The sequence below is a fragment of the Salinicola tamaricis genome (assembly GCF_003006155.1).
Lineage (GTDB): Bacteria > Pseudomonadota > Gammaproteobacteria > Pseudomonadales > Halomonadaceae > Salinicola > Salinicola tamaricis.
Window position 1 is genome coordinate 3932121 of the sequence record NZ_CP023559.1, and the last position, 12746, is coordinate 3944866.

Sequence of the window (12746 nt, forward strand, 5' to 3'; positions counted from 1 at the left end):
GCCGCTCGCGCTCAGCACAAAGCGTATGGCGCCGTCGTAGGCGGTGTTCCAGATGCGGCTGCCCACCGCCCGAAAACGCGCCACCACCGCCGGCCTGGGGTGGCCGAAGGGGTTGCCGCGACCACTGCTGAAGACCACCTCACGCGGCGCGTCGTCGCCACGAAGCTCGGCGCCGAACTGGTGGCACTACCGTGGTGACCAGCCACCAGCACATCGACACGCCCCGTGCCCAGCTGCGGCAGGAGCTGGTGGCGCTCGATGGCGACCCCAGCGTCACCCGTGATCAGGACCCGCCGCGAGCCGAGTGTGACCAGCAGCACGCAGGAGCGGTCGTTGCGCGGCAAGGCTGCCGCCTCCGGCGGCGGCGACAGGAACCGCCAGACGGCGCCATCCGCTTGCCAGGTCTCGCCCGCGACGCACGGTCGCGATGGCAACCCCAAGGTGTTGCCCCGCGGTGCCCACCAGCGGTTCACGCGGTGCCGGGCTCGAAGCGCCGGCACCCCGCCGGCGTGGTCGCGATCGCTGTGGCTCACCACCACCGCATCGAAGCGCTGACCCGGTGGCCACAATAGCGATAACGGCATGAAACCGGAGCCGAACCGCGGCCCGGTATCCACCAGTACGCGCTGATGACGGCTACGCAGCTCGACCAGTTGCCCCTGACCGACGTCATAGACCGTCACCACCAGCGTACCCGGTGGCAACAACGGCACGCGCAGCAGGGCCACGCTCACCAGCAGTAGCGCGCTGAACCAGACCCGCAGCCTGAAGGCGACGCCCGGAAGCAGCCAGAGCAGTGCCCATAGCAGCAGTGCCAGAGCCAACGGCCAGTGCCACCACGCCGCCGGCTGCCACAGCGGCACGACCTGAGCGCTCCAGGCCAGCGCCGCGGCCACGCCCCGGGCTAGCAGATCGAACGGCGCCCATGCCCAGCCGGCCAGCGTGGGCCAGCCGACCCAGAGCCAGCCGAAGAAGCCCAGCGGCACCATCAGACTGCCCACCACGGGCACCGCCAGCAGATTGATCAACGGCGATGCCGGCGCCAGCCGACCGAAAGCGAGCAGTACCGCCGCCGCCATCACCGGCGCCAGCAGCCATTGGGTACGCAGCAGTGCCAGACACCAGCCGCGCACCCCGCGCGGGCGTGGCCGCCCCGCCCACGCCAGAATCAGCACCGCCACCGCCGTGAACGAGAGCCAGACACCCGGACGCCAAGGTGCCATGGGGTCGGCGATCACCACCAGCGCTAGTGCCAGCCACCACGCCTGCCACCACCCCGGGGCATGGCGCCCACTGGCCACCCACAGACCGATGGCGGTCATCAGCGCGGCACGCAGCGTGGGTGGCGCGAAGCCGGCAAGACCGGCGTAGGCGAATGCCGCCAGCGCCGCCCCTGCCCACGGCCACGCGGCCAGACGCCATGCATCGGGGCAAAGCAGCGGGCCAAACGTCGCAACAGCCACAGCATCAGCGTCGCCACCATGCCCACGTGGAGGCCCGAGATCACCATCAGATGGGTAGTGCCAGAGGCGTTGAGCAACTTCCAGTCGGTGTCCGTCAGACCATCACCGGCACCCAGCGTCAGTGCCGCCAACCAGCGCTTGCCGAGGGCGCTCATTGGCACCTCGGCCAGACGCTCGAGCGCTACCCGGCGCAACGAGAATGGCGCTGGCGCCAAACGCCGCGCCGTCTCCTCCGCACGCACATAGCCAGGGCATGGATATGCTCCCGACGCAGCCAGGCGGCGTAGTCGAAGGTGTCGGGATTGGCGAAGCCCATTGGCGGGCGCAGACGCGCCGTCAACGCCCAGCGCTCCCCCACGGCCAGGGCGTTATCGGCATACCAGGAGAGGCGCACCCGCCCCAGCGGCGGGCAGGCGATATCCCGCGCCAACGCCTCACACCGGGTAACGTGCAGCGCGAAGCGAGTTCGCCGGCCGTCACGCTCGAGGTTCTCGACCACGCCCTGAAGGCGGAACTCCTGCCCCGCCAGCGCCTCGGGTAACCGCCCTGCCCGATCAGCGGCCAGCACCAGCGCGCACCAGGCGGCCACCAACAGACATAGCCCGCCGCCCACCAGAGTCCCAGAGCCAGCCCCCCCGTCGCCCGTACAAGAGCCCCCCCAGCAGCAGCGCCGTACCCAACAGCGCCAGCCCCGTTCCGGTCGCCGCGGGCAGCGCTTCACCAGCCAGGGCACCAGCGATCGCCGCCAGCGCCAGCGGCATCGCCAGACCCGGCCGGCACACCCTCCACCGCACGGTCATCGCCTACAGGCGCCGACCGAGGCCGGCGGGTAAAGGCCGCTGCAAGACATGGCGAGCCCTCGGCGTTGTATGGATAATGGTCGCTCCTCGTCCAGCGAGCGGTCTCATGTCTCGTCGATGGTTACAACGCTACATCCCCAGTCAGGAGAGACTGCAGCGCACGCGCTCGCTGCGCTTCATGCACCACATGCTGGGCGACCCGGCACTGTGGATCCTGTCACGACGTAGTGTCGGCAACGCCTGCATGGTCGGTTGCTTTTCGGCTATGCTGCCAATCCCGTTCCAGATGGTGCTGGCGGCCTTCGGTGCTTACTGCTTCCGGGGCAATCTACCGCTCTCGGTGAGCCTGGTCTGGATGACCAACCCGCTGACCATGCCAGTGGTGTTCTACTTCAACTATCGGGTCGGGGCCTGGGTCATGGACTACCCGGCGCGCCAGGTGCCCGACCACATCAGCACCGCCTGGATCGCCGGGCAGATGGCGCATATCGTGGTGCCGCTGTTCATCGGCTCGCTGCTGGTCGGGCTGGTGCTGGCGCTGTCGAGCAACTTGCTGGTACGTCTGATCTGGCGCTGGCAGATCGCGCGTAGCTGGCGCCGCAGGGCACGCCGTCGCGCCCGGCAGCGCCACTGAGCGCCCCTTCATCGAACGTCATCGGCGCAATACGCCCTCATCCATTGAACGCAGACTTGCCGTCTAGAAAAACCTTCTTCGATGGACCCTGCATTCAGCGAGCGCCCGATGACACTCCAAGCGGCGCGCCTCAAAACGACGCCGCCCTGAACGGTTGATCGTCCAGGGCGGCGCATGTCTTTAGCCGGTGCTACTCGCGGTATCAGGCGGGGGTCAATCGCCCCTTGTCGAGACGCAGCTTGCGAGCTGATGATCGGCGACCGCGGGATCATGGGTGACCACCACGAAGGCGCACTCGGTGCTCGAAGCCAACTCATCCATCAGGGCGAGGATGTTGGACGCGGTGGTCTGATCCAGGTTGCCGGTAGGCTCGTCCATCAGCACCAGGCTAGGGTCGGTGACCAGCGCTCGCGCGATCGCCACGCGCTGGCGCTCACCGCCGGAGAGCTCGCCGGGCTTGTGGTCACCGCGCGGCGCCATGCCCACTCGGGTCAGCAGCTCGAGCGAACGCTTCAAAGCCGTCTTGCGCGACTGCCCGCGAATGATCAGCGGTAGCGCCACGTTCTCGGCCGCAGTGAACTCCGCCAGCAGATGGTGGAACTGATAGACGAAGCCGACATAGCGATTGCGGAAACGCCCCAGCGCCGCCTCGCCGAAACCCGCCAATGAACGCCCGCCGATCACCACTTCGCCACCGCTGGGGCGGTCGAGCCCCCCGAGCAGGTTGAGCAGCGTGGTCTTGCCCGACCCCGAGCTGCCCACCACCGCCACCCGCTCGCCCGCCGCGACCTGCAGATCGAGATGGTCGAGCACGGTGATGTCCTGCGGGCCCTCACTGTAGACCCGGGTCAACTGGCGACAATCCAGCATCGGTTCACCGCGTGCCGCTCCCGACGAGCGGTCGATGGATACATCACTCATAGCGCAGCACCTCCGCGGGCTGAATTCGGGCCGCCCGCCAGGCGGGATAGAGCGTCGAGATGAAGGTCAGCACGAACGCGCTGGAGACGATCACCCAGACATCGTCCCACTCCAGTCGCGATGGCAGATAGCTGATGAAATAGACGTTGGGGTCGAGGAACTGGATACCGGTCACCGACTGGAACCAGGCGATGATGTCGGACACGCTCAACGCCAGCGCAATGCCCGCGACCACGCCGAGCACGATGCCGATGATGCCGATCGCCAGCCCCTGGACCACGAAGATGCCCATGATCGAGCGCGGCGTCGCGCCGATGGTGCGCAGGATGGCGATATCGGCGTGCTTGTCGGTGACCACCATCACCAGCGTCGAGACGATATTGAATGCAGCCACAGCCACGATCACCATCAACAGCAGGCCGATCATGTGCTTCTCCATCTGGATCGCCTGGAACAGATTGCCGTGGGTGTAGGTCCAGTCCAGCCCGCGGTAGCCGGCACCCAGTGAGCTGACGATATCGCGGGTCACGGGGCCGGCCTTGAACAGATCGTCGAGCTCCAGACGCAGGCCGTCGACCTTGTCGCCGAGACGCGCCAGCGCCTGCATGTCCTCGATATTGGCGTAGGCCAGATTGGCGTCGAGATCGGCCCCCGACCTTGAAGATGCCGCTGACGGTGAAGCGCTTGAGTCGCGGGAACACGCCGCCCGGGGTGATCGAGGCTTCAGGCACCAGCAGCGTCACGCGATCGCCGACCCCGACGCCCAGATTGCGCGCCAGCAGGTCACCCAGAATCACGTTCCAACTGCCCGGCGTCAGATCATCGAGAGAACCGGCCTGCATGTGCTGGCCGATGATCGATACCTTGCGCTCGTACTCGGGCTGGATACCAGTGACCAGCGCGCCCTGGGTACGCCCGGCAGCGGAGAACATGCCCTGCTGCTGCACTAGGGCGCGACCGCGACGACGTCACGATGCTGGCTCACCCGCTCGGCCAGCGCCTTTCCAGTCGCGCATGCCGCCCGCTGCTCGATACGCGAATGCGGCACCATGCCCAGCACTCGGGTGCGCAGCTCGTGATCGAAACCTTCATCACCGAGAGCACCAGAATGAGCACCGCCACACCCAAGGCCAGGCCCAGCATCGAGGTTAGCGAAATGAAGGAGATGAAGTGGTTCCGGCGCTTGGCCCGCACGTATCGCAGGCCCACCAGAAAGGGTAAACGGTCGAGCATCAGGTTGGCTTCCTTGTCAGCAGCGCCTCATGTTACGGGTTTTGATGCGCCCCGCAAACGCTGGATAGACGTCGGGATCATGCAGCACGACCGGCCGCGCGCAATGACTTGTCCGGTCACCGTAAAGGCTAGACTAGCGATCAGAACTGAGACGCCGCCAGCCCGCCCGTGGTTCCCCAAGCGCGCCGCCAAATCGCGCTTGCATCGCGCCGGGCAAGTCCTAAAATGCCGCGTCCCCGGCATCCGTGCCATCACTCGCCGCCACGCGCCATGGAGATCGCCTTGACCCTGCGCCTGCTTCCAGAGTGGCATCCCCAGGATGCCGTACAACTGACCTGGCCCACGCCTACCAGCGACTGGGCACCGCTGCTCGACACCATCGAAGCGACGCTGGAGGCGATGGTGGTGGCGATCGCGCGCTATCAGCCGGTGCTGGTGTGCGTCCACGACGCCGCCCAGCGTGAGCGCCTGACGCAGCGCTTCGACGCCCTCGGCGTCGCTCCCGAGCGGCGCGCCCTGGTCATCGCCGACAGCGACGACACCTGGGCCCGCGACCATGGTCCGATCGCAGTCTCCCGCGATGGCGCGATCACCCTGCTCGACTACGTCTTCACCGGTTGGGGGGGCAAATTCGAGGCGGCACGCGACGATCGGCTCAGCCGCGCGCTGGCCGTCCAGGGCGTATTCCAGGCACCGCTCGAAAGCCAGGATCTGGTGCTCGAGGGCGGCGCCATCGACAGCGACGGCGAGGGCACGCTGCTGACCACCAGCGCCTGCCTGCTCAATCCCAACCGTAACCCGCACCTCGACCGCGGCGCGGTCGAGACACGCCTGTGTCGTGATCTCGGCGCTAGGCGCGTGCTGTGGCTGGAGCATGGGCATCTCGAGGGAGACGATACCGATAGCCATATCGATACTCTGGCGCGCTTCTGCGACGCGGCGAGCATCGCCTACGTGCGCTGCGACGATCCCGCCGATCCGCACTACGCCGAGCTCGCCGCCATGGAGTGTGAGATCAAGGCCCTGCGCCGCGAGGATGGCTCACCCTATCGACTGTTCGCGCTGCCCTGGCCAAAGGCCTGCTACGATCCCGAAGACGGTCATCGGCTGCCGGCCACCTACGCCAACTTCCTGATCATCAATGGCGCGGTGCTGGTACCGACCTACGGCGACGCGGCTGACTTCCGTGCCCTGGAGGTACTGAAGGCAGCCTTCCCCGATCGCGATCTGATCCCGATCGACTGCCGCGCCGTGATCCGCCAGCATGGCAGCCTGCACTGCCTGACCATGCAGTTGCCACGAGGGTCGCTCGCGCCCACGCTGGTAGCAGCGGACGCTGGCTGAATCCGGCGTCGATCAACCGCGCTGCAGCGCGTTCGCCATGAGCTCATGGCACTACATCGTCACCACGTCCCACCATAAGGAGGGAGCATGTCGAAGACACTCAAGGTCGGCCTGGTTCAACAGCAGGCGTGGCCTGACAAGCAGCAGAGCCTTGCCGTCAGCACCGAGGGGGTGCGCGAACTCGCCGCGAAGGGCGCCGAACTGGTGCTGCTGCAGGAGCTGCACGCCACGCACTACTTCTGCCAGTGCGAAGATGCGGACCTGTTCGATCTCGCCGAACCGCTGGACGGGCCCACCTCCCAGGCGCTGGCCGATCTCGCGCGCGAGCTCGATATCGTCATCGTCGGCTCGATCTTCGAGCGCCGCGCCGCCGGGGTCTACCACAACACCGCAGTGGTCATGGATCGCGCCAAGGGGCGCGTGGGCCACTACCGCAAGATGCATATCCCCGACGATCCGGGCTTCTACGAGAAGTTCTACTTCACCCCCGGTGATGGCGACGAGCGCCAGGGCTTCGAGCCGATCGACACCTCGGTGGGTCGCCTCGGCGTGCTGGTGTGCTGGGATCAGTGGTATCCGGAAGCCGCGCGCCTGATGGCGCTGGCGGGTTCCGACCTGCTGCTCTACCCCACCGCGATCGGCTGGCATCCGCCGGATGACCAAGCCGAGAAGCAGCGCCAGAAAGATGCCTGGACCCTGATCCAGCGCGCCCACGGCGTGGCCAACGGCCTGCCGGTGGTGGTCGCCAACCGGGTCGGGCATGAACCGGACCTGGCCAAGATGAGTGACGGCATCGACTTCTGGGGCGGCAGCTTCATCTGCGGCCCGCAGGGCGAACTGCTCGCTCACGCCGGCGAGGAGAGCGAGAACCTGCTGGTCGAGCTGGACATGCGTCGCAGCGAACACGTACGCCGCATGTGGCCCTACCTGCGCGATCGGCGTATCGATGCCTACGGCGATCTGACCAAGCGCTACCGCGACCGCTGAGCGATCGCCTCAGCTGAGCGGCCCGGCCGTGCTCTCGTCACGGCCGGCCGACGCCCTCTTGGCCGAGGGTATCGCCCGGCCTGCGCGCCCTAAGGATCTCACCCTGGGAGCTTCCCCCCGTATTTCGCCGCCGAAACTCTCCTTCGCTCTCGCGGCCCAGACACACCGTCCCACCTGCCAACTCTCCACGCCCGACGATTCGCTACAAGCCGTTGGACACGCGCCAAGATAACGGTATAAATTGATCGAAAACGCCGCGGAGGGGCTTATGGAACTGCAATACCGGCTGCTGGCCGAGTTGGAGTCGGATTTCGACGACTTGATCACCGCCGCCGATCAGCTTGCCAGCACCTACGCCGAGGCGCCGACGCCTGCCTGGGCGCTGGGCGATGTCACCGTCGACGCTGCCTGGCTGCGCCGCGCGCTGACCGACTTCTGGTACCAGGATGGCCAGGATGGACGTGAGACGCGCAACTACATCGGGCTGATCGTCGCCGGCCCCGAGCTGATGGGCGCGGTCGAGGCGGTCAACGCCGCCAAGGCGCGCTTCGCCGCCACCCTCAAGCACATCCGCGAAGCCGCGCCGCGGCTGGTACCCGAAATCAAGGCGGTGCTGCCCTTCCGCCATCCGGCGCTGCACGACCACCTACGCGGCCAGGGCCTGGCGCGGCTGCACCTCAAGCAGTGCTGGCGCCAGCTGCCGATCGCCGACGCTCCGCTCTCACGGGTGCGCCTGGCGTGGTATACCAGCGGGCGCTCGATCAAACGCCTGAGCGTGGCCGAGGCCGAGGCGCGGTTGGCGCGCATGGACTCAGCCGGCGCGCATATCCGCATCCAGCTACGCAAGCTGGGTGATATCCCCAGCGAGGAACCGCTGGCGCAGATCCAGAATCAGGCCCCGGTGATGCGCGCCAACCTGTTCTTCCGCGAAGCGCTGGCAGATGGCCGTCAGCGGCGCGCCATGAACCTGCCGCTGCCGCTGTTCATTCCCGACCCAACCCTCCGGCTGCCCGACCATAACGCCCCGCCGCTGCAGCCACCGGCGAGCCGCACCCGGGCCAAGCGTTCCGACCAGCGTCTGGAAGACGACCCCTTCCTGCCCAGCCTGCGGGTCTACCGCTACCGCAATCCGGCACTGCAGCTGGCCGAAGCACGCGAGCGTCAGACACGCGATAGCGCCGCGCAAGACGTAGAAACACCAACACCCGGCGACGAGGCCGGGCGCTGAGAGGGACCATTGGCGACGTGCGTCAGAACAGCCGGTTGAGCCCGTTCTGCGCGGCGATACGATAGGCCTCGGCCATGGTGGGATAGTTGAAGGTGGTATTGATGAAGTAGCGCAAGGTATTGGCCTCGCCCTGTTGCTGCATGATCGCCTGACCGATGTGCACGATCTCGGAGGCCTGGTCACCGAAGCAGTGGATGCCCAGGATCGCCAGGGTCTCGCGATGGAACAGGATCTTGAGCATGCCGGCGGTGTCACCGGTGATCTGCGCCCGCGCGGTATCCTTGAAGAACGCCTGGGCCACCTCGTAGGGCACCTTGGCCTCGGTCAGCTCGCGCTCGGTCTTGCCCACCGAGCTGATCTCGGGAATGGTGTAGATCCCGGTGGGGATGTCATCGACGAAGCGGAAATCGCCGCCCAGAAACTCGTCACTGGCGTTACGCCCCTGGTCGTAGGCGGCACTGGCCAGGCTGGGCCAGCCGATCACATCGCCCACCGCATAGATGTGCGGGATCGCGGTGCGATAATGGTCGTCTACCTGTAGCTGGCCGCGGCCGTTGGGCTCGAGACCGATCGTCTCCAGACCCAGCTCATCGGTGTTGCCGGTACGCCCGTTGGCCCACAGGAAGGCGTCGGCGCGCAGCCGCTTGCCCGACTCGAGATTGACCACGACGCCAGACTCGTCACCCTCGACGCTGCGGTACTCCTCGTTGTGCCGGATCAACACGCCGTTGTTGCGCAGCTCGTAGGAGAGCGCGTCGCTGATCTCGTCATCCAGGAACGACAGCAGCCGCTCACGAGTGTCGATCAGATCGACCTTGACCCCGAGCCCCGAGAAGATCGACGCGTACTCGGAGCCGATCACCCCGGCGCCGTAGATGATCAGCGTGCGCGGCGTGTGCGACAGGCCCAGCACGGTGTCCGAACAGTAGATACGCGGATGGCGGAAGTTGACGTCCGCCGGCCGATAGGGACGCGAGCCGGTGGCGATCACGAACTGGCGTGCGCTCAGCTCTTCGACACCCTCATGGTTGTCACGCACCACCACGGTGTTCTCGTCGCGGAAACGTGCGGTGCCGAAGAACAGATCGATGCGGTTGCGCGAATAGAACTTGGTGCGCAGCTCGACCTGCTGGTCGATGGTGACCCGCGAACGTTCGAGCACCTTGGGAAACGAGAACCAGCGCGGTTCGCCGATATCGCGGAACATGCGGTTGGTATTGAACTGCATGATCTGCTTGACCTGATGCCGCAACGCCTTGGAGGGTATCGTGCCCCAGTGGGTGCAGTTCCCGCCTACCGACGACTGTCGCTCGACCACCGCGACCCGCTGGCCGTGCTTGGCCGCATTGATGGCGGCGCTCTCCCCGGCGGGGCCCGAACCGATCACGACGACATCGTAGTTGTAGACTGCCATGGGTTTCGCCTGCTCCTTGACTTGGCTAATTCTGAACTTGGCTACTTCTGAAGAGGGTGGGCAAAAACGCCGATGCGGTCGTCACCGCGACCGCATCGGACCGCCAGTCGGCGGGTATCGACGTTTCAGACAGCACCCGGGGCTACCATACGGCGCTCCGGCTCAGCGCTTGACGGCGTCGTAGCCGAGATCGGCGCCGCGATTCTCGTCGCTACGCCGACGCGCGCCGACCGCATTCTTGCGACTCTCCTCCTCGCACACCTGATCGTTGCCGCCGCAGATCTCACAGCCATTCTTCAACCCCAGGGTATTGAGCCCTCCGCAGGAACCGCTGATCGGCTTGCGCCCCAGGATGACACCGATCGCCATACCAGCGACCAGCAGCAGCATGAGCGCAAAGGCCAGAATCCAGATCGTCATGATTGCGTCTCCTCATCGGCGTCCGCGAGATAGGCCTGAAAGGCGTCGGACGCCCGCGTCTCGAACCCATCGGCCGTCTTGACCACCAGATAGACTGCGAGCTTCTCCCGCTGAGCCATCTCCAGACCGGCATCGGGGCCGAGCACATCGACCGCCGTGGCCAGGGCGTCCGCGGTCATGCAGTCGGCGGCGATGACCGTTACCGAGACCAGGTGGTGCTTGATCGGTCGTCCGGTGCGCGGATCGATGGTGTGTGAATAACGCTCACCGTCGTCCTCGAAGTAGTTACGATAGTCCCCCGAGGTGGCGACGGCGGCGGCGTCGAGTTCAATGATACGCTGCACGCTGCGCTCGTACGAGAGCGGCTTTTCCACCGCGATCCGCCACGGCTCGCCGCCGGGCTTGTCGCCATGGGTACGGATCTCGCCGCCGACCTCGACCAGATAGCGCTCCACCCCGGCGGCCTCGAGCGCCCGGGCCGCCTGATCGACACCATACCCCTTGGCGATCCCCGAGAGATCGACATAGACCGGCTTGGTCTTGGTCAGGGTGTTGCCATCGAGCGTCAGCGCGCGGTAGTCCACCGCCTCCAGCGCCTGGGCGATCTGGGCAGCGTCCGGCACCCGGTCAGGATGCTTGTCGGGGCCGAAGCCCCACAGATTGACCGCACTGCCCACAGTGACATCGAAGGCGCCATCGGAAAGCTTGCCGATGCGGATCGCCTCGCGGATCACCGCCGCCGTCTGCGGCGACAGCGTGAAGGGCTCGCCCACCGGCGCGCGGTTGAAGCGCGACAGCTCCGAGTCGGGCTTGTAGGTCGACATCAACTGGTCGACCTGCTGCAGCGCCGCCTTGACCGAGCTTTCGATCTTTGCCAGCTGGGCGTCGTCGTAATCGCCGTAGAAGGTGATATGAAAGCCGGTGCCGTAGATCGGCCCCTCGAGCCGATAGGCCTGCGCTTCACGCTGGCACCCGGCCAGCGCCACGGCCATCGCCATGACCAACGACAGCAGGGCCAACCCCCGAAGGATTGGCCCTGCCATCTTGCGCGTGGGTCGCGGCGTCATCCGCCGAAATCGTCCAGCATGATGTTTTCGGGCTCGACCCCGAGATCGGTGAGCATCTTGATCACCGAGGCGTTCATCATCGGCGGCCCGCACATGTAGTACTCGCAATCCTCCGGCGCCGGATGGTCCTTGAGATAGTTCTCGTAGAGGACGTTGTGGATGAACCCGGTCGGGCCTTCCCAGTTGTCCTCCGGCTGCGGATCGGAGAGCGCCAGGTGCCAGTCGAAGTTGTCGAACTCATCGGCCAGCTGGTCGTACTCTTCGTTGTAGAAGGTCTCGCGCCAGGAGCGTGCACCGTACCAGAACGACATCTTGCGCTTGGACTTGAGACGCTTGAGCTGGTCGAAGATATGGCTGCGCATCGGCGCCATGCCGGCACCACCGCCGATGAAGACCATCTCGGCATCGGTGTCCTTGGCGAAGAACTCACCGAACGGCCCCATTACCGTGACCTTGTCACCCGGCTTGAGACTGAACACGTAGGTCGACATCAGCCCCGGCGGATGGCTCGACTTGGGCGGCGGCGTGGCGATACGGATATTGAACTTGAGAATGCCTTTCTCTTCCGGATAGTTCGCCATCGAGTAGGCGCGGATGACCTCCTCGTCGTTCTTGTGCGAGATGTCGAACAGCCCGAACTTCTCCCAGTCGCCCCGGTACTCCTTCTCGATATCGAAGTCGGAGAACTTGACGTCATAGGGCGGCGCCACCAGCTGCACGTAGCCGCCGGCGCGGAAGGCCACTTCCTCGCCTTCCGGCAATTTCAGGTTGAGCTCCTTGATGAAGGTGGCGACGTTGGGGTTCTCGATGACCTCGCACTCCCACTTCTTCACCCCGAAGACCTCGTCGGGCACCCGGATCTTCATGTCCTGCTTCACCGGCACCTGACACGAGAGACGCCAGCCCTCGTTCTTCTCGCGCATGGTGAAGTGCGACTCCTCGGTGGGCAGGATCGAACCGCCGCCCTCCTCGACCCGGCACTTGCACTGGGCGCAGGTGCCGCCGCCGCCGCACGCCGACGACAGGAAGATGCCATTGGCGGCCAGCGTCTGCAGCAGCTTGCCGCCGGCCTGGGTGGTCACGGTGTTGTCGGGATCGCCATTGATCTCGATCGCCACGTCGCCGCTGCTCACCAGCCGCGAGCGCGCGGCCAGGATCACCGCGACCAGACCCAGCACGATCACGGTGAACATGACGACGCCGAGCACGATGATAGATGTATCGACCATGTCGGT

General features: G+C 66.1%; 11 protein-coding genes and 2 pseudogenes. 4 read left to right on the plus strand and 9 right to left on the minus strand.

What is annotated here, in order from left to right:
• Window positions 1-11 precede the first annotated feature (11 nt).
• From CN538_RS24675 to CN538_RS23615, 3 genes are read right to left on the minus strand one after another with little or no spacing between them, the layout of a single operon-like run.
• Complete coding sequence (locus CN538_RS24675) at window positions 12-1439, minus strand: ComEC/Rec2 family competence protein (protein WP_277985183.1); 1428 nt, start codon at window positions 1437-1439, stop codon at window positions 12-14.
• Window positions 1322-1678, minus strand: a complete 357-nt coding sequence (locus CN538_RS24680) for a ComEC/Rec2 family competence protein (protein ID WP_277985050.1) — start codon at window positions 1676-1678, stop codon at window positions 1322-1324. Before CN538_RS24680 ends, CN538_RS24675 begins: the two co-directional genes overlap by 118 nt.
• Window positions 1645-2052, minus strand: a complete 408-nt coding sequence (locus tag CN538_RS23615) for a ComEC/Rec2 family competence protein (protein ID WP_242495818.1) — start codon at window positions 2050-2052, stop codon at window positions 1645-1647. Before CN538_RS23615 ends, CN538_RS24680 begins: the two co-directional genes overlap by 34 nt.
• 317 nt (window positions 2053-2369) lie before the next feature.
• Between CN538_RS23615 and CN538_RS18135 the strand changes: the two genes are divergently transcribed.
• Complete coding sequence (locus CN538_RS18135; protein ID WP_106420333.1) at window positions 2370-2897, plus strand: DUF2062 domain-containing protein; 528 nt, start codon at window positions 2370-2372, stop codon at window positions 2895-2897.
• A 202-nt stretch (window positions 2898-3099) separates the two neighbouring features.
• On the opposite strand, the pseudogene CN538_RS18140 reads toward CN538_RS18135, so the two are convergent.
• Both CN538_RS18140 and CN538_RS18145 read right to left on the minus strand, forming a co-directional pair.
• Window positions 3100-3818, minus strand: a pseudogene (locus CN538_RS18140) (ABC transporter ATP-binding protein).
• Window positions 3811-5051: pseudogene (locus CN538_RS18145) on the minus strand (lipoprotein-releasing ABC transporter permease subunit). Before CN538_RS18145 ends, CN538_RS18140 begins: the two co-directional pseudogenes overlap by 8 nt.
• A gap of 282 nt (window positions 5052-5333) precedes the next feature.
• Here CN538_RS18145 and CN538_RS18150 point away from each other — a divergent pair.
• The 3 genes from CN538_RS18150 to CN538_RS18160 all read left to right on the plus strand — a co-directional run bounded on the left by CN538_RS18150 (window position 5334) and on the right by CN538_RS18160 (window position 8610).
• Entirely contained in the window at window positions 5334-6395 is a 1062-nt protein-coding gene (locus CN538_RS18150) for an agmatine deiminase family protein (RefSeq protein ID WP_106420705.1), read from the plus strand.
• 87 nt (window positions 6396-6482) lie between these two features.
• The gene (locus CN538_RS18155; protein WP_106420334.1) at window positions 6483-7382 is read left to right on the plus strand and encodes a carbon-nitrogen hydrolase; all 900 of its coding nucleotides are present in this window, start codon (window positions 6483-6485) and stop codon (window positions 7380-7382) included.
• 268 nt (window positions 7383-7650) lie between these two features.
• Entirely contained in the window at window positions 7651-8610 is a 960-nt protein-coding gene (locus CN538_RS18160) for a DNA replication terminus site-binding protein (RefSeq protein WP_242495364.1), read from the plus strand.
• A gap of 22 nt (window positions 8611-8632) precedes the next feature.
• Here CN538_RS18160 and sthA read toward each other — a convergent pair whose 3' ends face one another.
• From sthA to nqrF, 4 genes are all read right to left on the minus strand, one after another.
• Window positions 8633-10024 carry a Si-specific NAD(P)(+) transhydrogenase gene (gene sthA, locus CN538_RS18165; protein ID WP_106420335.1) on the minus strand — a complete coding sequence of 464 codons (1392 nt, stop codon included), beginning with the start codon at window positions 10022-10024 and terminating at the stop codon, window positions 8633-8635.
• A 162-nt stretch (window positions 10025-10186) separates the two neighbouring features.
• Window positions 10187-10444 (minus strand): (Na+)-NQR maturation NqrM, encoded by a 258-nt coding sequence (nqrM, locus tag CN538_RS18170; protein WP_035474538.1) that lies wholly within the window; start codon window positions 10442-10444, stop codon window positions 10187-10189.
• Window positions 10441-11511: an FAD:protein FMN transferase gene (locus CN538_RS18175; RefSeq protein ID WP_242495366.1), complete on the minus strand. Its 1071-nt coding sequence runs from the start codon at window positions 11509-11511 to the stop codon at window positions 10441-10443. The genes nqrM and CN538_RS18175 overlap by 4 nt, the downstream gene beginning before the upstream one ends.
• Entirely contained in the window at window positions 11508-12740 is a 1233-nt protein-coding gene (gene nqrF / locus CN538_RS18180) for an NADH:ubiquinone reductase (Na(+)-transporting) subunit F (protein ID WP_106420336.1), read from the minus strand. Before nqrF ends, CN538_RS18175 begins: the two co-directional genes overlap by 4 nt.
• Window positions 12741-12746 lie beyond the last annotated feature (6 nt).